This is a genomic window from Allobosea sp. 05T438, assembly GCF_056396025.1.
In genome coordinates this window covers 674,724-693,486 of the sequence record NZ_JBFTKQ010000001.1, presented here as the reverse complement: position 1 = coordinate 693,486, position 18,763 = coordinate 674,724, and the positions used below count along the sequence as shown (strand labels likewise).

Genomic DNA, 18,763 nt, shown 5'->3' with positions numbered 1-18,763 from the left:
CCCGCAAGCGGCGGCTTATCAGTAGTAGCGCCGGCGATAGTAGCGCGGCCTGGCGTAATAGCGGGGCCGATAGTAGTAGCGCGGCCGGGCATAATAGCGCGGTCGGGCATAGTAGCGCGGGCGGCGATAATAATAATACTGGCTGAACTCGGCGTCGGTCTTGTCCAGCGCCTCCTTCATTTCGGCCGGGACCGCCTCATCGCCCTGGGCGGGCTCGGCTTCCGGCTTCAGGGCCGGCTTCGGCCGGGCCGCTTCTGCGGCGGCGATGCCGCCCATGCCGGCGGCGGCAAAGCCCCCAACCAGCGTCATCAGGAATGAGCGTCTGTCCACAATGACCTCCAGGCTGCTGTCACCACATCTTACCGAGCATTCTTAGAGCCGGAATGCCGGTCACGAGTAATGCATTTAAATGATGCTTTGTTCCATTGGGCCCGCTTTCCGGCGTTATGGTTACGCGGGCAGCGCGATCAGTCCACCGCGTTGAGCGGGCGCGCGACGCTTTCGAGCGGCTGACGTTCGGCCCGGATGGCGAAGCGGGCTGCGATCACGGCTGCCCCAAGCATCAGCGCCGCGCCGAGCAGATAGCCGGCGAAGACGCCGCCGCGCGAGCCGGTGTCGATCAGGATGCCGAAGAGCCAGGGGCCGGCGATGCCGCCAGCGCCGGTGCCGACCGCGTAGAACACGGCGATGGCGAGCGCGCGCATCTCGACCGGGAAGGTCTCCGAAACCGTGAGATAGGCCGAGCTCGCCGCGGCGGAGGCGAAGAAGAAGACGACGCTCCAGCACAAGGTAAGCTGCGAGGCGGTGAGCACGTCCCTCCAGAAGAGATAGCCGGTGCCTGTCAGCAGCAGCGCGGACAGGGCATAGGTCGCTGCGATCATCACGCGCCGGCCGATCGTGTCGAACAGCCGGCCGATCAGCAACGGCCCGAGGAAGTTGCCGGCCGCGAAGGGCAGGATGAACCAGCCGATCTGCTGGGAAGGTACGCTGTAGAAATCGGTCAGGATCAGCGCATAGGTGAAGAAGATGGCGTTGTAGAAGAAGGCCTGCGACAGCATGAGCGAAAGGCCGACGAGCGCGCGCTCGCGATGGACCACGAAGAGCGCGTGGAACACCTCGCCGAGCGGCGTCTTAGCCCGCGGCCGCAGCCGGGTACCCATCAGAACTTCCCTTGCCGGTGCGACGAAGCCGGCGCGGCGCTCGATATCGGCTACGATGGCGGCGGCGCGCTCCGGATGGCCGTGGCTGATCAGCCAGCGCGGGCTCTCCGGAATCCAGTGCCGCAGGATCAGGATGACGAGGCCCAGTGCGGCGCCGATGAAGAAGGCGAGGCGCCAGCCATATTCCGGGTTGATCCGGGCCGGGTCGAGCAGGACGATGGCGCCGAGCGCACCCAGTACCGCGCCAAGCCAGAACGAGCCGTTGATGACGAGGTCGGTCCAGCCGCGCACACGCGCCGGGATGAGCTCCTGAATGGTGGAGTTGATCGCCGTGTATTCGCCGCCGATGCCCATGCCGGTCAGGAAACGGAAGGCGATGAAGCTCGCAACGTTCCAGGAAAGGGCGGTTGCGGCCGTGGCGGAGAGATAGACGAGGACCGTAATCGTGAAGAGCTTCTTGCGACCGAGACGGTCCGTCAGCCAGCCGAAAAAGACGGCACCGAGCACCGCGCCGGCAATGTAGGCTGCGCCCGCAAGGCCGATCTCCGTGTTGGTGAATCCGAGGACCGGGCTTTCTTTCAGTGCCCCCGAAACGGAGCCCGCGAGCGTGACCTCGAGCCCGTCGAGAATCCAGGTAATGCCGAGCCCAACGACGACGAGCGTGTGGAAGCGTGACCAGGGAAGCCGGTCGAGACGGGCGGGAACATCGGTCTCGACGATGGGGCGTTCCGCTCCCTGCGGGTGAGCATGCTGCACGGGTTGTCCCCGACGAATGAACGGCGCTCTTGCGGCGCTTTGAGATGGGCAAGTGCCGGCGGGGGAGAGCTGCCGGTGCGTGAATGACGTCGCGTGACATCGGCGGAGCCGGTGCGCGTTGGGTCGAGACGCAAACGATCCGTGTCCGCGAAGGTTCCGGTGAAGCATTCAGGGACAGGTGCCTGAAGCCTGGCTTAACCATTCATTCACCATGAACCCGGCAAGAATTGCCGGGTTGCGCTCCGCTTCGGAGCGCTGGCCGGCCATGGGCGGGCATAGGGCGGGCGGAGCGGTCGATGACCGATGTGACGGCGGGGCAGGGAAGAGGGTTCAGCATCCCTGATCGCGGCGCGATGGGAAAGCTGCTCAATCGGCCTGACCTGTTCCTTGCGATCGGCGTCATGGGCATCCTGGTGGTGCTCATCTTCCCGATGCCGGCGGTGCTGCTCGACCTGATGCTGGCGCTCTCGATCATCCTGTCGGTGCTCGTGCTGATGACCGCGCTCTTCATCGAGGAGCCGCTGGAGTTCTCCGCCTTTCCGACCGTGCTGCTGATCGTCACCATGTTCCGGCTGGCGCTGAACCTGGCCTCGACGCGCCTCATCCTCGCGCACGGCCACGAGGGCAGTTCGGCGGCGGGCCACGTCATCGAAGCCTTCGCCGGCTTCGTGATGAGCGGCAATTTCGTGATCGGAGTGATCGTCTTCACCATCCTGATCATCGTGAATTTCGTCGTCATCACCAAGGGTTCGGGCCGCATCGCCGAGGTCGCGGCCCGCTTCACCCTCGACGCCATGCCCGGCAAGCAGATGGCGATCGATGCCGATCTCTCGGCCGGCCTGATCGACCAGGAGACGGCCAAGGTCCGCCGCAAGGCGCTGGAGGACGAATCCTCCTTCTTCGGCTCGATGGACGGCGCTTCGAAATTCGTGCGCGGCGACGCTGTCGCGGGCCTGTTGATCACCTTCATCAACGTGCTCGGCGGCATCATCATCGGCGTGGCGCAGCAGGGGCTGAGCTTCGGCGACGCCGCGCACAACTACACGCAGCTCACAGTCGGCGACGGTCTCGTCAGCCAGATCCCGGCGCTGATCGTCTCGACGGCGGCGGGCCTGCTGGTCTCGAAGGCCGGTGTGCGCGGCGCCGCCGACAAGGCGCTCGGCAAGCAGCTCTCCGGCTATCCCAAGGCGCTCGGCATGTCGGCGGCGGTGATGCTGCTGATCGCGCTGCTGCCCGGCATCCCCATGCTGCCCTTCCTGCTGCTGGCGGGTGGCGCGGGCTTCCTCGCCCGCCGCTTCGGCCAAGCCGCCAAGGCGCGCGAGGCCGAGCAGGCGCTCGCCGGCACGGCGCAGTCCGGCACGGCGCTGGCGGCCGACGGCTCGCCGCGCGAGGAGACGCTGAACGACCTGCTCAAGATGGATGAGCTAAAGATCGAGATCGGCTACGGGCTCTTGCCGCTGGTCAATGCCGCGGGCGGGCAGGACAGGCTGACCGACCAGGTGCGGGCGCTGCGCCGGCAACTCGCGGCCGAGCTCGGCTTCGTCATGCCGGCGGTTCGCATCGTCGACAACGTCCAGCTCGAGGCGAACCACTACTACATCAAGATCAAGGAGATCGATGCCGGCCATGGCATCGTCTATGCCGGCCAGTATATGGCGATGGATCCGATGGGCGGCTCGGTGAACCTGCCCGGCCACAACGTTCTGGAGCCGACTTTCGGCCTGCCGGCGACCTGGATCGACGGCGCGCTGCAGGACGAGGCGCAATTGCGCGGCTACACGGTCGTCGACGCAGCGACCGTGATCTCGACGCATCTGACGGAAGTGCTGAAGTCGAACATGCCGGAACTGCTCTCTCATGGTGAGGTGCAGAAGCTGCTGCGCGAGCTGCCGAAGGACCATGCCGACCTCGTCAAGGAGATCGTGCCGAGCCAGATTTCGACCACCGGCATCCAGCGGGTGCTCCAGCTGCTGCTCTCCGAGCGCATCTCGATCCGCGACCTGCCGACCATCATCGAAGGGATCGCCGAGGTCTCGGCCAGCGTCCGGAGCCCGCGCGACATGGCCGAGCATGTCCGCGCCCGGCTGGCGCGCCAGATCTGCGCCCAGTTCTCAAATCAGCACGGCGTGCTGCCGATCATCACGCTGTCGCCGGCCTGGGAGGGCGTTTTCGCCGAGTCCGTCATCGGCCAGGGCGAGGACAGGCACCTCGCCATGCAGCCCTCGCGACTGCAGGAGTTCGTGCATCACGTCCGCGACAAGTTCGAGGACGCTGCGCGCATCGGCGAGATGCCCGCGCTCGTCACCTCCGCCATGGCGCGGCCCTTCGCGCGCCAGATCATCGAGCGCTTCCGGCGCGAGACGCCGGTGCTGTCGCAGGCGGAGATCCATCCGCGGGTGCGGCTGAAGACTGTCGGCAGCGTCTGACGGCCTTGGAGATCGTTCAGCCGCCTCGGCGAGCCCTCATCCTTTCGAGACGCGATCCTGCGGATCGCTCCTCAGGATGAGGGCTGACAATTCGATCGAGCCCGGAGGCCGCGCCTCCGCTTTCCACGGGGGGCCGATGCCTGCGGCGCAATGGTCAGCGCCATAAGCTGCGGCTAAGCGAAGGCGATGTCGCGCAACGCCGCCCTCTTCGCCGTCATGTGTCTCGTCTGGGGGCTGACCTGGCTGCCGGTCAAGGTCGGGGCATCGCATGTGCCGCCGGTCTTCCTGGCGGCGGCGCGCTTCACCATTGCCGGGCTCCTGATGCTGGTCTGGGCCGGGCGCGATGTGCCGAAGGTGCCGCGCGACGCCTGGCCGCGATTGATCGGCACGGCGCTGTTGCTCAACACCGGCAACTACACCCTGCTGTTCTGGGGCACGGCGCATGCGCCGAGCGGGCTCGCTGCCATCGTCAATTTCGCGACGATCCCGATCTTCACCTTGCTGGCGAGCCGCGCCTTCGAGGGCGAGCGCATCGACGGGCGCAAGCTCGCGGCGATCGGGCTCGGCACGGTCGGCCTCGGCTTCCTGTTCGCGACGCGCGCGCTCGGCGGGCTGTCAGTGGCACAGGGCGATCCGTTCGAGGCTTGGGGGCTTGCAGCCGTGGCCGCCGGAACCTTGCTCTACTGCGTCGGTGCCGTGCTGGCGCGCCCGATCGCGGGATCGATGCCGACGCTGACGCTCGCCGGCTGGCAGACATTCATCGGTGGCATCGGGCTCACGGCGGTCTCGCTCAGCCTCGAGCGGGTGGGCTATGCCGATCTGGCGATGCTGGTGCAGTGGCCGGTTCTGCCCGCCGTCGTGTTCCTTGTCATCGGCGGCTCGCTGATGGGCTTCACCATCTATATGCGGCTCCTGCGCGACTGGGGCGCGTTCAGGGCCGGTCTCTACGCCTTCATCAGCCCGGCGATCGCCGTCGCGGTCGGCGTCGTGGCCTTGCACGAGCCTTTCGGCTGGTCGGAGGCAACCGGCGCGCTGTTGATGTTCGGAGCCGCCGCGATTGCGCTCAAGCGGCCATCGGCCAAGCCTGCCAAGGCCTGATCGGCCGCCACGCTCAGGGCGGCGGCGCGATACGGGTGCTGCGCTTGAGCTGCGCGCGCTCGAAGGCCAGCACGATCGGCAGCGAGAACACCAGCGGCAGGATGAGATAGAACAGCCGCCAGATCAGCAGCGCGGCGAAGACCGCCGGCGCCGGCACGCCTGGCATGACGGCAAGGAAGACCGCCTCCATCACGCCGACGCCGCCCGGAACCTGGCTGAGCAGCCCGGCCGAGAAGGAGAGCAGGAAGGCGCCGAGCACGATCAGGAAGCCGGGATTGCCCTGTTCCGGCAGCGCGAAATAGATGATGCCGGCCGCGCCTGCCAGCTCGAGCGGGGCGGCGAGGTACTGCCTGAAGACGATCGGCAGGCGCGGATAGATGATCTCGAACTTGCCGATCTTCAGCGGCCTGAAGCGCAGCCAGGAGCCGATCGTGTAGAGCGCGACGAAGGCGAGCATGCCGACGCCGATCATGCGCGCGGTGCCGTCGCTGATCGCGAACCATTTCGACATCCGCTCCAGCGGATGCAGGATTTGCGGTTCGTAGAGCAGCACGAGGCCCATCAGGAAGATCGTGCCGAAGGCGAAGGTGAAGGAGCAGAGCGCGACGAGAACGGCCACCTCGGCGGCCGTGAGGCCCTTCGCCGTATAGGCCCGGTAGCGCACCATGCCGCCCGAGAAGACCGACGCGCCGATATTGTGCGAGAGAGCGTAGGTCACGAAGGAGCAGAGCGAGATATAGAACCAGGAGATGCCCTTCTCCTTGCCGAGATGGATCAGGGCGATCCGGTCGTACCAGGCGAGGGCGGCGTAGGCGACGAGCGTCGCGAGCGCGCCGTGGAAGAAGGCCTCCGGCGGGATGACCGCGATCTTGTGGCCGATGCGCTGGGAGATGATCTTGATGCTCTGCCAAAGGCTTGCGTCTGCGAGCAGCGCTTCGATCGCGGCGTCGGAGCCGGCTTCGGCCTTGAGCTTGCCCCAGAGAAGTTCAACCGACCAGACCACCGCGACGAGCCCGATGATCGGCCAGAGGTAGTCGAGATAACGTTTCATACAGGCCGCGGGGGTGGGAATTGGTGACGGATGGCGGGGCGGCCCACGTCGTCACCGCTGCGGCGCGAACCTGTCGTTCTCTGTGCCAGCGTGTGGGGGCAAGGGCAAGCGTCCGAAGACGCCTGCCCCCGCGCCGGGCTGGGTTATTTGCCGTTCTTCTTCAGCCAGTCCTGCATCATCTTCAGCCAGTCCTGCATCATCGCGACCTCCTTCTCTTGGTCGCGGATGACGCTCTCGGCAAGTTTGCGGATCTCCGGGTCCTTGCCGTGGGCCAGCACGATGCGCGCCATGTCGATCGCGCCCTGATGGTGCGGGATCATGCCGCGGACGAAATCGGCATCGGCATCGCCGGAATAGGGGATGTCCATGTCCTTATGCATCTTCGCGTTGGCCTCCCTATAGGCCTTGGTCGATGCATTCTCGGTTGCCGTCTTGGCTGCGGGAGCACCGTGGTTGTGCTGCTGCTGCGCCTGCGCGGCGTTGCCGAGCGTGCCGGCTGCGAGAATGGCTGCCAGTGCGATGGCGGTACGATTCATCAGTCTTGTCCTTGATCGATGGAAAATGCGGATCGCGCCGGAAAGCGGCGTCATGATCCGCGGGAATCTCAGCTCAGATCGACAGGGATCGCGGCGGGCGCTCTGCCGGCTCGATGGACAGGCCCCGGGAGAGCATCACGATCGACGGATGAGTGGGCGACCAGGAGATCATGACCGGCAGCGAGGGGGCTGCCGGCGCCTGCGCGATCAGGCCGCAGCCGATGATGCAGCAAAGGGGCGCAGTGGAAGCCGGATGCTCTGCCGGCATGGACTCGTGACACGGAGCAGGGGCGTCGGTCCGTTCGCCGGCACCCGGCCGCGCGGCCGCGCCGTGTTGCGATGGTGCGGGCATCGGCATGCGCATCGCCGACGCCGCCAGCGTGATATGCGGCAGCACGGCGAAGCACATCACCAGCAGCGCGAACAGCCAGCCGGCGCCGCGGCCGCGCTGTGGCCGGCGCCTCATTCCGTTGGTGATGTCACGTAGGGCATGCGTCATTACGCGATGATCTTTCGGACTGGATCATGTCATGATCGCGGCGAAGATTCACTCTTTCGAGCTCGATCTGCCTTCCATGTCCCAGAGCCTGACCATCACCCTGACCGGAACGACTGACCTGCCGCCCGGCAAGGTCGCGGCGATCGTGACATCGCTGGAGATGTTCGAACGACCGCCGGAGCGGGCCGATCCGCCGGGAACCGAGGGGTTCTCGCTCGACCCTATCGAGCGCTCCGACATCGATCGCTATCTGCGCATCTATCGTCAGCTTGGCGAACGCTGGATGTGGTTCAGCCGGTTGGTCGCGCCGCGCGCGGAGCTCGAACCGATCTTCTCGGATCCGGCCGTCGCGATCTATGCAGCCTGCTTCGACGGGCAGGATGTCGGCCTGCTCGAGCTGGACTTCCGCGTCCCGGGGGAGGGGGAGCTCGCCTTCTTCGGGCTCGATGAGCCCGTCGTCGGGAAGGGGGCCGGCCGCTGGCTGATGAACCGGGCGCTGGAACTGGCCTGGACGAGGCCGATCTCGCGCTTCTGGGTGCATACCTGCACGCTCGATCACCCGGCGGCGCTCGCCTTCTATCGGCGCTCGGGCTTCACGGTGTTCAAGCGCGGCATCGAGGTCGACGACGACCCGCGCCTGACGGGCAAGCTGCGCCGCGACGCCGTTGCGCACCATCCCGTCATTGCATGAGAAAAGGGCGGCGTCCGGAAGACGCCGCCCTCTCACTGAAATTCCTGGAAATTCTTGCAGTGGGTCAGGCGCGAGAGCGCAGCCCGATCGCGTCCATCGTCGCCTGATCGCGTGCGGCTTCCGCGGCGCGCTCGGTCGCGCGTTCCCGATCATCGAGAATCTCGACCTTCTTCATGTCCTCGAAGGCTTCCTGCAGCTCGGCCTTGGCCTCGTCGAGCTGGCCCTTCAGATTGTCGGCCGACTGGCGCAGGTTGTCGCGCCGACCCAGAGCCGCCTTGGCATAGGTCGGGTAGGCGAAGTGAGACGAGTCGGTGATCCCGGCGCGGGCTTCCTCGGCCTGGATTTCCCGATCGAGATCGTTCGCCATCCTGTGGAAGTCGGCGATCATCATCTCGATCTGGCTAACCCGGCGACGTTTCTCGTCCACCTGAAAGCGCTTCAACCGCAGAAGGGTCTCTCGCGACTTCATGTCGTTTCCAACTCCTGATTACGCATTGACCTCTGCCGACCCCTCGGCGCGGGTCTGAACTCCATCCGCGAGACGTGCCGCAGCATGGCGCAAGGAGGTTGACCTTTCCTTACCGAGACGGGCTGCTTTTTCTGCATGCTCAAGCCGCGTCCCGGCTCCTGCCGCAGCCTGTCGCGATGATCTACTCACTGAGCCAGCGGCCGTTCGGCCCGTTATCAGCGGATTTCCTGTCTTGGCTGCCTTTCCTCGTTTCGGCGGGCACGGCCCCCTGCTTTTCGGCCTCGCCCTCACGCGCATCATCGGCTGGGGCTCGACCTTCTATTCGCCTTCGGTGCTGGTCAGCGCGCTTGACCGCGATCTCGGCCTCAATGCCGAGATCGTTTTCGGAGGCATTACCATTCTGCTGATCACAGGCGCGCTGGTCGCCCCGGCGATCGGCCGTCATCTCGATCGCGAAGGCACGCGCCGCTCGATGTGCGTCGGCGCGGTCATCTGCGCGCTCGGCCTTGCCGTTCTCGCCACCGCACAGGGGCCGGTCAGCTACCTCGCGAGTTGGTTCGTCATCGGGCTGGGACATGCGATGTCGCTCGCCAATGTCGGCAACGTCGCGATCGCGCAGCTGATGGGCGAGCGGACCCGCCGCGTCATCGGATTGATGATGCTGGTGACGGGGCTTGCCTCCAGCGTGTTCTGGCCGTTGACCGCGGTTCTGATGGGGGCTTTCGGCTGGCGCATCACCGTGCTCGTCTTCGCGGCGATGCAGATCGTGATCGTGCTGCCGATCTATGCCGCGGTGCCCCGCTTACGGCCCGTGCAGCCGGCGACGAAGGTGGCCGGGGCTCCCTCTGCGGGCGAGGATGGGCGCGTTCCCTCCTCTTCCCGCAAGGCCGCCTTCTGGCTCGTCGCGCTTGCCTTCTCGGCGAGCGGGCTGGTGTCCTGGGGGCTGCCGCTGCACCTGATCACCTTGTTCCAGGAGGCGGGCCTGACGCAGGCGCAAGCCGTCTGGATCGCTACGTTGAGCGGGCCGGCGACAATCGCGGCGCGCGCCATCGATGCTACGGTCGGCGAGCGCCTGCCGGCGGAGAAGACCGCGCTGCTCGGCCTGCTGCTGGGGCCAGCGCTGTGCCTGGTGCTGCCCTTCGTTCCGATGACGATCGGTGCGGCGGCGGGTTTCGTCATGCTGTTCAGCGCTGCGCTCGGCGTGATTTCGGTGGCGCGGGCTACGCTGCCGCTCGCCCTGTTCGGCCGCAACGGCTTCGCCGCCATGCTGGGCAAGCTCACCGTGCCGCAGAATATGGCCTTCGCCGCCGCGCCGCTGCTTTTCGCGGTGATGGTCGAGCGGCTCGGTGCCGACCTGACGCTGATCGTTTCCGCCGCGATCCAGGCGGTGGGGTTCGCCGCGATGTTCGCTCTGGTGAGGATGATGGCGCGGGCCTGAAACGTTTCAGACGCCCGCCAGCAGGGCCAGGATGGCGAGGGCCGCCGGCAGAGCCTGGATGTAGAGGATCTTGCGGCTTGCGGTGGCCGCGCCGAAGAGGCCGGCGACGACGACGCAAGCCAGAAAGAACAGCTTGATCGCGAAGCCCGCGGCGCCGAGCCAGAGCCCCCAGGCCAGGCCGGCCACGAGGAAGCCGTTATAGAGCCCCTGATTGGCCGCCAGCACCTTGGAGCGCGCCGCGAATTCGGGCGTCAGTCCGAAAGCCTTGTGGCCGTGCGGCGTATCCCACAGCCACATCTCCAGAATGACGATGTAGATGTGGATGAGGGCAACGAGGCCAATCAGAGCCGAGGCGATCATCGATGGGGCATCCCGTGGAGAGGCTGAGCCGGAGTCACAGGCTGCCGCTGATGATCGCGTGGAGGCGCTGATAGCATTCGGGCAGCGGTGTCGCGTCGTCCTTCGACTGCTTGAGGAAGGCTTCGAGTGCCGGGTGCAGGCGGATCGCCTCGTCGACCTCCGCGGACGCGCCCTGGCGATAGGCGCCGAGCCGGATCAACTCCTCCATGTCGGCATAGGTCGCAAGCGTGGCGCGGGCCTTCTGCACGACCGGGTAATAGGCAGGATCGCAGGAGCGCGGCATGGTTCGCGAGACCGATTTCAGGATGTTGACGGCCGGGTAGCGGCCGCGCTCGGCGATGGAGCGCTCCATGACGATATGGCCGTCGAGGATGCCGCGCACCGCGTCCGCGACCGGCTCGTCATGGTCGCCGCCATCGACCAGCACGGTGAAGAGCCCGGTGATCGCGCCGTCCTCGGTGCCGGGGCCGGCGCGTTCCAGCAGTCGTGGCAGCTCGGCGAAGACGGTCGGGGTGTAGCCCTTGGTCGTCGGCGGCTCACCTGCCGCCAGGCCGATCTCGCGCATCGCCATGGCGAAGCGGGTCACCGAATCCATCAGGCACATCACCTGCAGGCCGCGATCGCGGAAATACTCGGCCAGCGTCAGCGTGGTCAGCGCCGCCTGCTTGCGCATCAGCGCAGGTTCGTCCGACGTGGCGACGACGACGATCGAGCGGGCGAGGCCCTGCGGTCCGAGATCCTCCTGCAGGAACTCCTGCACCTCGCGGCCACGCTCCCCGACGAGGCCGATGATGTTGACGTCGGCCTGGGCGTAGCGGGCCAGCATCGAGAGCAGGACGGACTTGCCGACGCCGGACCCGGCGAAGATGCCCATGCGCTGGCCGATGCAGCAGGTCAGGAAGGTGTTGAGGGCGCGGACGCCGAGGTCGAGCGGCCCGCCGACGCGGCGCCGCTTATGGGCCGGCGGTGGATCGTTCCGGAAGGCATAGAGCGTGTCGCCCTGCGGCAGGGGCGGGCCGCCGTCGACCGGGCGGCCGAGCGCGTCGACGACGCGCCCGAGCCAGGCGGGTGTCGGGCGCAAGCCGGGCTGAGCGCGGTCGACATGGACCGGGCAGCCGCGGCGCACGCCGTCGAGCCCGCCGAAGGGCATCACCAGCGCCTTCTCGCCCGAGAAGCCGACGACCTCGCAGGGAACGCGGGTGTCTGCTGCGATCTCGATGCCGACACGGCCGCCCAGGCTCATCGCGCTGATCGGTCCGGCTACCTCGACGAGCAGGCCGCGCACGCCGATGACGCGGCCATAGATGCTCACCCCCTCGATGTGCTCGATGGCGGAGGCGAGGGCCGAGAGACGGTCATGGCCGTGCGAGGGGGAATTCATGATGCGATGACGTCCTTGCCAGTCGGCGAGGAGGAGCGGGATATTCGGCAGATCGCCCCTGTGGATGATTTGGTAAGGGTTCCTAACAAATTGCGCTCATTTACCAGCCGTTAAGCTCTGTGATTAAGACTGCAGATCGAGGCTGCCGCGTGTCGCAGGGCCGTTTGGCCCCGTTTCTCGAAGCATCCCTCCGCGAAAGGGCGTTTTCGCGGGTGAGAGTTCACCGATCCGTGTCAAATTCGACTCACCTCGACAAGGATCGTTCACTTTCTCCGAGGAAGCGCTTGCGCTCGGGAATCACGGTTTGTTAACCAGTTTCTCTGTAGCGTGTCGCGTGGCGTTTCATCGGGCAAGTGCGTCGTCGTCAAGGGCCGAGAAGGTCCGGGCGTAAGCAACGGTCAACCTGCCCTGCGGGCGAAATTGGGGACGTGGACATGCGGGTTCTGCTGATCGAGGACGATAGCGCGACCGCTCAAAGCATCGAGCTCATGCTCAAATCCGAGAGCTTCAACGTCTACACGACGGATCTCGGCGAAGAGGGCGTCGATCTCGGCAAACTCTACGACTACGACATCATCCTGCTCGACCTGAATCTGCCCGACATGTCGGGCTACGAGGTTCTGCGCAGCCTGCGCGTCGCCAAGGTCAAGACTCCGATCCTGATCCTCTCCGGCCTCGCCGGCATCGAGGACAAGGTGAAGGGCCTCGGCTTCGGCGCTGACGACTATCTCACCAAGCCGTTCCACAAGGACGAGCTGGTCGCCCGCATCCACGCGATCGTGCGGCGCTCGAAGGGCCATGCCCAGTCGGTCATCACGACCGGCGATCTGGTCGTCAACCTCGACACCAAGACCGTGGAAGTCGACGCCGCCCGCGTCCACCTCACCGGCAAGGAATACCAGATGCTGGAGCTGCTCTCGCTCCGCAAGGGCACGACGCTCACCAAGGAGATGTTCCTCAACCATCTCTATGGCGGGATGGACGAGCCAGAGCTCAAGATCATCGACGTGTTCATCTGCAAGCTGCGCAAGAAGCTGGCGAACGCTTCGGACGGCAAGAACTACATCGAGACCGTCTGGGGCCGTGGCTATGTGCTGCGCGAGCCCTCCGAAGTCGACGAGCGCATCCCGGCCTGACGCATCCTGTCGCCCGGTCCGTCATCGGGCCGTCACGAAGCGACGGCATACAAGTTTTGACCTGATCGTCGGATGTACACGACAGGTCGACGGGACCCCGCCGCGAGGCGGGGTTTTTGTTTTGGCCTACCGTCGATGGTGACGATGTTGCGGTTGTTCGGCGCTCAGGCGCGCCAGCTCGCAAGCGGTCGCGCAAAGGTGCGGCTGCCGAGCGGCGCGGCGGCGTGCGGCTGCGGAGCGAGGGCGGCCTGGCGGTAAAGGCCCCGATGCTCGGGGTCGCAGGTCAGCCTGGTGGCAAGTCCGAGAACCGTTTCCGCGGCGCCGAGCACGAAAGCTCCGTCAGGGGCGAGGCGCGGGGTCAGCAATTCCAGCACCTTCACCTTCGTCGGCACGTCGAAATAGATCAGCACGTTGCGGCAGAAGATCACGTCGAACCGGCCGAAATGATCGTTCCGCTCCAGCAAATTGTGGTGGCGGAAATCGACCATTCCGCGCAGCCGCTCCGAGACCTGCCATTTGTCGCCGCGCTGCTCGAAATGCTTCAGCAGCATCTGGATCGGCAGGCCGCGCTGCATCTCGAACTGGCTGTAGATGCCCGAGCGGGCCTTCTCGAGAATCTCCGACGAGATATCCGTGCCGATGATCTCGACCTTCCAGCCGGCAAGGCGGTCGGCGAGGTCGTGGATGATCATGGCCAGCGAATAGGCCTCCTGGCCGCTCGACACGGCGGCGCACCAGATGCGCAGCGAGCGGGTGGCAGCGTTCGCCGCCATGCGCTCGGGCAGGATCACGTCGCGGAACAGGTCGAACGGCGTGCGGTCGCGGAAGAAGAGCGTCTCGTTCGTCGTCATCGCATCGACGACGACATTTTCCAGCGTGCGATCGCGGCCGAGCCGCAACTGGCCGATCAGCGTCGCGATATCGGCGATGCCGCGCCGGCGGCACAGGATGCTCAGGCGGCTTTCCGCCAGATACTGCTTGTCGGCGGTCAGCGACAGGCCCGAGCGCTGCTGCAACAGCTGCCGCAGGAATGCGAAATCGGTCTCGGTCATGCCGGCTGCACCCCGCGCACGAGGCAGCGGACGGAGGCGCCGATCTCGTCGAGCGCGATCACGGTGCTGGCATGGCGCGCACGGACAACCGAGCCCGGCATGCCCCAGATCGTGCTGCTCGGCTCGTCCTGGGCCAGAACCGCCGCTCCGGCTTTGCGCAGGGCACCAGCACCTTCTGTGCCGTCGCTGCCCATTCCGGTGAGAACGAGGCCCATCGTCGCCGCGCCGAGATGGCGGGCAGCATCGTTGAACAGCACGTCGACGGCGGGCCGGCAGAAGTTCACCGGCGCCTCGTCGCCGATCCGTGCGACGATGTGGCCGAGCCGGCGGTCGATGCCGAGATGGCGGCCTCCGGGTGCGACATAGACGGTTCCGCGCACCAGGCGTTCGCCGTCGAAGGGTTCTCGCGCCGGAACGCCGATATGGCTCGCGATCTGCTCGGCGAACGACGCCGTGAACAGCGGCGGCATGTGCTGGACGACCAGCGTCGTCAGGTCGTGAAGGCCTTCGCCGATATCGAAGAGCACCTTGGCGACAGCGCGCGGCCCGCCGGTCGAGGCGCCGATCACGAGGTAGCGCGGCATCACCGAAACCAGGGGGCGAAGATTGACGGGGCCGCCATGTGGCAGATCGACGATGTCGACCTCCGGCGGCAACGAGCCCGGTCGCGCCGCCGTATGGGCGATGTTGCCGAGCTTGAGCAGAAACTCGCTGCGGAAATCGAGGGACAGCGTCATGCCGGCGCGGCTGTCAGGCTTCGAGACGACGTCCATCGCGCCCTTGGTCATGCATTCGAGCGCGATGCGGGTGTTGCGCTCGTTCAGCGTGGCGGCGAGCAGGACACCGGTATTGGGGCTTTCCTTGAGGATCTGCGGCAGTGCGGCTGCCCCGCCGACGCCCGGCATGTCGAGATCGAGCACCATGACGTCCGGCTTGTAGCGGGTCGCATGGGCGACCGCGGTCTCTCCGTCCCCGGCCACCGCCACGACGTGAAAATGGCCGGCTTCCCCCAGCCAGCGGGCGAAAAGCCCGCGGACGATGACGGAATCGTCGGCAATCACGACCGTCTTGTGCCGGGTCGGCGGAGCCGGAAGGGGGCGGGACGCCATCATGCTCATGCTGCTTGCTGGATCGGCGATGCCGAGCGACGGAGATCGGGCATCCAAACCGGCGCCGGACTGCTCAGAGCAGACCGACCTGATGGAATTTCGACGCCACGATTTCCTTGTCGAAGGGCTTCATGATGTACTCGTCAGCGCCCGCATGCATGGCGCGCGCGATATGGGCGATGTCGTTCTCCGTGGTGCAGAAGACGACCTTCGGCCGCTTGCCGCCCGGCATCTGGCGCAGCGTGCGCAGGAACTCGTAGCCGTCCATGATCGGCATGTTCCAGTCGAGCAGTACGGCGTCCGGCATCTCGCCCTTGCACGCATCGATGGCGCGCGCACCATCCTCGGCTTCGGCGATGCGGAACTGCAGGCCTTCCAGGATTCGGCGTGCGACCTTGCGGATCACCGCTGAGTCATCGACGACGAGGCAATATTTCATGGTCTGTCTCCAAAACTCTGTGGCCGCGCTTCAGGCCGCGGCGGGAAGATCAAGATCGAGGACAGCATCGAGATCGAGTATGACGAGGAGTTCGTCGGCGAGCCGGTGAACGCCGGTCGCCAACGCGGTCCAGACGCGATCGAGATGAACGGGCAGCGGCTCGAAGGTGGAACGGTCCAGCCGGATCACCTCGCCGACGGCGTCGACGATCAGGGCGTAGGCCTCGCCGCGATGGTCGATGCCGATCGCCGTCAGCTCGCCTTGCCGCTGTGCATCCGGAACCGTCCGGCCGAGCCGCTTGCGCAGGCAGATCGCGGTAACGATGCGCCCACGCAGATTCAGCAGGCCGACGATCTCGCTCGGGGCGCGGGGCACGAGCGTGATGCGGTCGGTGATGAAGACATCCTGTACGCGCCCGATCGGCAGCCCGAGCAACTGCTCGCCGATCCGGATCGTCACGTAGTCGAGCGAATCGCCGAAACCGGCGGAGGCCGCCTGCCGCGCCTTGTCGGGTCCGGGAAGGGTCATGCTGCCTGCCTCATATCCGCACCGCCGGCGTTCAGCTCGCTCAGCAGGGCCCGGCGATCGAATTTCGCAACGATATCGTCGAGACCGGCCTGTACGGCGCGCATGTGCAGATCGGGGGTCGCGCAGGTGGTGAGGCCGAGGATGCGCAGGCGCTCGCTTCCGGCCCGCGCGCGCAGTGTAGCGGCGAAGGCGAAGGCCGCTTCGATCTGCCGATCGAGATCGAGCAGGACGATGCCGAACGGCTCGCCGGCTGCGGAGGGATCGAGGTCGAAATCGGCTGCCATGGTGATGGTGTGGCCGGACGCCTTCAGGATCGGGCTCAGCATTTCCCGCAGGAAATCCGACGGCTCGATCAGCAGGACACGGGCGGAGGGCGCTGAGCTGCGCCGCACGGCAAACCAGCCGGGCTCGTTCAGCGGCAGGTAATGGGCGAGATCGACGATATCGGTGGCCCGGCCCCGGATCATGGCCGAGCCGATCACGCCGCGTTCGCCGCTCGCGGCCATTTCGAGGTCGAAACTGTCCTCGACGATGTCGACGATGGCTTCGACCGCAAGCGCGACGGTCAGATCGCCGTCCGAGACGATGACCAGTGGCTGGATGCCCTTGCTGCGCAGCTGCGTTTCCGCGAGTGGCGTGACGGGCACGAGGCGTCCGCGATAGTGCAGCAAAGTGCGGCCGCCGCCGCGCTGGAACTGGTCGGCATCGACCTCCTCGAGCCGCGTCACCAACGACAGAGGCAGCGCCTGGAGGCTGCCGGCTCCGGTCCGGAAGACGAGCATCGTCGTCTTCTCGCTCGCTTGCTCATGGGCGGGTGCGGCATGCTGCTTCGCTTCCACCTCGCCCGACAGGGCCGCGCCGACCAGGCTGGCGACGCCGTTGGGGTCGACGATCAGCACGACGGCTCCGTCGCCGAGGATGGTATTGCCGGAGAAGAGCGGGATGTGGCGCAGCTTGCTCGACATCGGCTTCACCACGATTTCCTCGGTGTGGAAGACGCTGTCGACGAGGATTCCGAATTGTCGCTCCCCGATCTGGGTGATGACGATGAAGCCTTCACCTTCCGCGGCCTTGGGCGCGCCCATCAGCTCGGGAAGCGAAATGATCGGCAGCAGGCGTCCGCGCAGCCGCAGGACCGGGGCGCCGTTGATCTCCTCGATGCGGTTGTCGTCGCCCGCCTTCACCCGGACGAGCTCGCGCACCGCGATCTGGGGGATCGCGTAGCGGTCATTGCCCGCCACAACGATCAGGGCGGAGATGATTGCGAGCGTCAGCGGGATCTTGATGGTGATGGTGGTGCCGAGGCCGGGACGGCTGGCGACGTCGATCATCCCGCCGATCGAATCGACGTTGGCCTTGACCACGTCCATTCCGACGCCGCGGCCGGAAACCGCCGTCACGTTATCCGCCGTCGAGAAGCCGGGCAGGAAGATGAAGCGGCTGATCTGGGCGTCGCCGAGCTTCTCGATCTCGGCTTCGGTCGCAAGGCCCCGGGCGATGGCCTTGTTCCGGATGCGTCCGACATCGAGCCCGCGTCCGTCATCCGCGATCGAGATCGTGACGGAGCCGCCCTCGTGGTAGGCGGAAAGCCGGATCGTGCCCTGTTCGGGCTTCCCGGCTGCCCGGCGCTCCGCCGGAAGCTCGATCGCATGGTCGGCGCAGTTGCGGACCATGTGGATGAGGGGGTCCTTGATCAGGTCGAGGATCTGCCGGTCGAGCTCGGTTTCCGCACCATCGGTCACGAGTTCGATGCGCTTGCCGAGTTCGGCGCTGAGGTCGCGCACGATGCGCGGCAGCTTCGACCAGGCGTTGCCGATCGGCTGCATGCGCGTCTTCATCACGCCGTCCTGCAGCTCGGCGGTGATCAGCGAGAGGCGCTGCAGCGGTGCCTTGAGCTTGGCGTCCTCCTGCTGGCGGGAGACGTCGAGGAGCTGGTTGCGTGTCAGAACGAGCTCGGAGACCATGGTCATCAGATGCTCGATCGTGTCGACATTGACACGCAGGGTCGCGGGGCCGCCGGTTCGCGAGGACGAAGGGACATCTTCGGAAAGTGCGGGACTTTCGCCGCTCTCGATGCGGCCGTTGCGGTCCCGCTGCGGCTCCGGCGCGCTGCGAAAGACGATGTCGTCCGTCGCGGCCGTGGCGTCGGTCTGGCCGTGCCGGGCGAGATAGGCGGCGACGGGATCGACCGGCTGGTCGACCGGGTGCGCGTGGTTGAGTTCGCCCTTGGCTCGCTCTGCCAGAGCCTGCAGCTCGCGGATCAGCGTCTCGTCGTCGCCCTCCGGCTCCAGCCCTTTCTCGGCCAGCTCGGCGAGTATGTCCTTGATGCGGTCGATGGTTTCGAGGATGGCGGTGACGGCGGTGGGCTTCACCGTTGCGCCGTCACGGAACTGCCCGATCACTGACTCGGCCGCGTGGGTGAGAGCCTCGAGCCGCGGCAGGCCGATGAAGCCGCAGGTTCCCTTGACGGTATGAACCAGCCTGAAGATGTTGCGCAGGATGTCCCGGTCGTTCGGGTCCTGCTCGAAGCGGACGAGCTCCCGATCGACCGTATCGAGGTTCTCGCCGGTCTCGGTCAGGAACTCTTGCAGCAACTCGTCCATGCAGGAACATCACTCAACGCGAAACCCTCCA

Annotated in this window: 18 protein-coding genes; 5 read left to right on the top strand and 13 right to left on the bottom strand. The window is 66.4% G+C overall.

Annotation, left to right across the window (positions count from 1 at the left end; translation table 11 throughout):
- Positions 1-18: 18 nt before the first annotated feature.
- Together AC1DIN_RS03400 and AC1DIN_RS03395 are read right to left on the bottom strand one after the other, a co-directional pair.
- Entirely contained in the window at positions 19-330 is a 312-nt protein-coding gene (locus AC1DIN_RS03400; protein WP_476808667.1) for a hypothetical protein, read from the bottom strand.
- Between the two features lie 137 nt (positions 331-467).
- Complete coding sequence (locus AC1DIN_RS03395; protein WP_476808666.1) at positions 468-1,916, bottom strand: MFS transporter; 1,449 nt, start codon at positions 1,914-1,916, stop codon at positions 468-470.
- A gap of 353 nt (positions 1,917-2,269) precedes the next feature.
- Here AC1DIN_RS03395 and flhA point away from each other — a divergent pair, with 353 nt between their 5' ends.
- Positions 2,270-4,342: a flagellar biosynthesis protein FlhA gene (gene flhA, locus AC1DIN_RS03390; protein ID WP_476808721.1), complete on the top strand. Its 2,073-nt coding sequence runs from the start codon at positions 2,270-2,272 to the stop codon at positions 4,340-4,342.
- A gap of 186 nt (positions 4,343-4,528) precedes the next feature.
- Positions 4,529-5,440 carry a DMT family transporter gene (locus AC1DIN_RS03385; RefSeq protein ID WP_476808665.1) on the top strand — a complete coding sequence of 304 codons (912 nt, stop codon included), beginning with the start codon at positions 4,529-4,531 and terminating at the stop codon, positions 5,438-5,440.
- Positions 5,441-5,453: 13 nt separating this feature from the next.
- Here the strand turns inward: AC1DIN_RS03385 and AC1DIN_RS03380 are convergent, their stop codons facing one another.
- The 3 genes from AC1DIN_RS03380 to AC1DIN_RS03370 form a co-directional block, all read right to left on the bottom strand.
- A complete protein-coding gene (locus AC1DIN_RS03380) occupies positions 5,454-6,491 on the bottom strand; it encodes a lysylphosphatidylglycerol synthase transmembrane domain-containing protein (protein WP_476808664.1) in 1,038 nt (345 codons plus the stop codon).
- 143 nt (positions 6,492-6,634) lie between these two features.
- Positions 6,635-7,027, bottom strand: coding sequence for a CopM family metallochaperone (copM, locus tag AC1DIN_RS03375; RefSeq protein ID WP_476808663.1), 393 nt, complete (start codon positions 7,025-7,027; stop codon positions 6,635-6,637).
- Between the two features lie 73 nt (positions 7,028-7,100).
- The gene (locus AC1DIN_RS03370) at positions 7,101-7,526 is read right to left on the bottom strand and encodes a hypothetical protein (RefSeq protein ID WP_476808662.1); all 426 of its coding nucleotides are present in this window, start codon (positions 7,524-7,526) and stop codon (positions 7,101-7,103) included.
- A gap of 31 nt (positions 7,527-7,557) precedes the next feature.
- On the opposite strand from AC1DIN_RS03370, the gene AC1DIN_RS03365 reads away from it, so the two are divergent.
- Positions 7,558-8,217 (top strand): GNAT family N-acetyltransferase, encoded by a 660-nt coding sequence (locus AC1DIN_RS03365; protein WP_476808661.1) that lies wholly within the window; start codon positions 7,558-7,560, stop codon positions 8,215-8,217.
- A gap of 64 nt (positions 8,218-8,281) precedes the next feature.
- Here the strand turns inward: AC1DIN_RS03365 and fliJ are convergent, their stop codons facing one another.
- Positions 8,282-8,686: a flagellar export protein FliJ gene (gene fliJ, locus AC1DIN_RS03360; protein WP_441469948.1), complete on the bottom strand. Its 405-nt coding sequence runs from the start codon at positions 8,684-8,686 to the stop codon at positions 8,282-8,284.
- Positions 8,687-8,918: 232 nt separating this feature from the next.
- Here fliJ and AC1DIN_RS03355 point away from each other — a divergent pair, with 232 nt between their 5' ends.
- Positions 8,919-10,124 (top strand): MFS transporter, encoded by a 1,206-nt coding sequence (locus AC1DIN_RS03355; protein ID WP_476808660.1) that lies wholly within the window; start codon positions 8,919-8,921, stop codon positions 10,122-10,124.
- A 6-nt stretch (positions 10,125-10,130) separates the two neighbouring features.
- Here AC1DIN_RS03355 and AC1DIN_RS03350 read toward each other — a convergent pair whose 3' ends face one another.
- On the bottom strand, positions 10,131-10,484 hold the full coding sequence (locus tag AC1DIN_RS03350) for a DUF1304 domain-containing protein (protein WP_441469946.1): 354 nt from the start codon (positions 10,482-10,484) through the stop codon (positions 10,131-10,133).
- A 34-nt stretch (positions 10,485-10,518) separates the two neighbouring features.
- The gene (fliI, locus tag AC1DIN_RS03345; RefSeq protein ID WP_441469945.1) at positions 10,519-11,865 is read right to left on the bottom strand and encodes a flagellar protein export ATPase FliI; all 1,347 of its coding nucleotides are present in this window, start codon (positions 11,863-11,865) and stop codon (positions 10,519-10,521) included.
- Positions 11,866-12,299: 434 nt separating this feature from the next.
- On the opposite strand from fliI, the gene ctrA reads away from it, so the two are divergent.
- Entirely contained in the window at positions 12,300-13,001 is a 702-nt protein-coding gene (gene ctrA / locus AC1DIN_RS03340) for a response regulator transcription factor CtrA (protein WP_265055836.1), read from the top strand.
- A 164-nt stretch (positions 13,002-13,165) separates the two neighbouring features.
- Here ctrA and AC1DIN_RS03335 read toward each other — a convergent pair whose 3' ends face one another.
- The 5 genes from AC1DIN_RS03335 to AC1DIN_RS03315 form a co-directional block, all read right to left on the bottom strand.
- Positions 13,166-14,053, bottom strand: coding sequence for a CheR family methyltransferase (locus AC1DIN_RS03335; RefSeq protein WP_476808659.1), 888 nt, complete (start codon positions 14,051-14,053; stop codon positions 13,166-13,168).
- Positions 14,050-15,165, bottom strand: a complete 1,116-nt coding sequence (gene cheB, locus AC1DIN_RS03330) for a chemotaxis-specific protein-glutamate methyltransferase CheB (protein WP_476765006.1) — start codon at positions 15,163-15,165, stop codon at positions 14,050-14,052. Before cheB ends, AC1DIN_RS03335 begins: the two co-directional genes overlap by 4 nt.
- Before the next feature lie 70 nt (positions 15,166-15,235).
- Positions 15,236-15,601 carry a response regulator gene (locus AC1DIN_RS03325; protein WP_038359309.1) on the bottom strand — a complete coding sequence of 122 codons (366 nt, stop codon included), beginning with the start codon at positions 15,599-15,601 and terminating at the stop codon, positions 15,236-15,238.
- A 30-nt stretch (positions 15,602-15,631) separates the two neighbouring features.
- Positions 15,632-16,129, bottom strand: a complete 498-nt coding sequence (locus tag AC1DIN_RS03320; protein ID WP_476765007.1) for a chemotaxis protein CheW — start codon at positions 16,127-16,129, stop codon at positions 15,632-15,634.
- Positions 16,126-18,732 (bottom strand): hybrid sensor histidine kinase/response regulator, encoded by a 2,607-nt coding sequence (locus AC1DIN_RS03315; RefSeq protein ID WP_476808658.1) that lies wholly within the window; start codon positions 18,730-18,732, stop codon positions 16,126-16,128. The genes AC1DIN_RS03320 and AC1DIN_RS03315 overlap by 4 nt, the downstream gene beginning before the upstream one ends.
- Positions 18,733-18,763 lie beyond the last annotated feature (31 nt).

Bases quoted from the DNA above. Each gene is read 5' to 3' on its own strand.
- fliI (WP_441469945.1), bottom strand. From the start codon at position 11,865: ATGAATTCCCCCTCGCACGGCCATGACCGTCTCTCGGCCCTCGCCTCC.
- AC1DIN_RS03350 (WP_441469946.1), bottom strand. From the start codon at position 10,484: ATGATCGCCTCGGCTCTGATTGGCCTCGTTGCCCTCATCCACATCTAC.
- ctrA (WP_265055836.1), top strand. From the start codon at position 12,300: ATGCGGGTTCTGCTGATCGAGGACGATAGCGCGACCGCTCAAAGCATC.
- AC1DIN_RS03370 (WP_476808662.1), bottom strand. From the start codon at position 7,526: ATGACGCATGCCCTACGTGACATCACCAACGGAATGAGGCGCCGGCCA.
- AC1DIN_RS03320 (WP_476765007.1), bottom strand. From the start codon at position 16,129: ATGACCCTTCCCGGACCCGACAAGGCGCGGCAGGCGGCCTCCGCCGGT.
- AC1DIN_RS03365 (WP_476808661.1), top strand. From the start codon at position 7,558: ATGATCGCGGCGAAGATTCACTCTTTCGAGCTCGATCTGCCTTCCATG.
- AC1DIN_RS03385 (WP_476808665.1), top strand. From the start codon at position 4,529: ATGTCGCGCAACGCCGCCCTCTTCGCCGTCATGTGTCTCGTCTGGGGG.
- AC1DIN_RS03315 (WP_476808658.1), bottom strand. From the start codon at position 18,732: ATGGACGAGTTGCTGCAAGAGTTCCTGACCGAGACCGGCGAGAACCTC.
- copM (WP_476808663.1), bottom strand. From the start codon at position 7,027: ATGAATCGTACCGCCATCGCACTGGCAGCCATTCTCGCAGCCGGCACG.
- AC1DIN_RS03325 (WP_038359309.1), bottom strand. From the start codon at position 15,601: ATGAAATATTGCCTCGTCGTCGATGACTCAGCGGTGATCCGCAAGGTC.
- AC1DIN_RS03380 (WP_476808664.1), bottom strand. From the start codon at position 6,491: ATGAAACGTTATCTCGACTACCTCTGGCCGATCATCGGGCTCGTCGCG.
- flhA (WP_476808721.1), top strand. From the start codon at position 2,270: ATGGGAAAGCTGCTCAATCGGCCTGACCTGTTCCTTGCGATCGGCGTC.
- AC1DIN_RS03335 (WP_476808659.1), bottom strand. From the start codon at position 14,053: ATGACCGAGACCGATTTCGCATTCCTGCGGCAGCTGTTGCAGCAGCGC.
- fliJ (WP_441469948.1), bottom strand. From the start codon at position 8,686: ATGAAGTCGCGAGAGACCCTTCTGCGGTTGAAGCGCTTTCAGGTGGAC.
- cheB (WP_476765006.1), bottom strand. From the start codon at position 15,165: ATGATGGCGTCCCGCCCCCTTCCGGCTCCGCCGACCCGGCACAAGACG.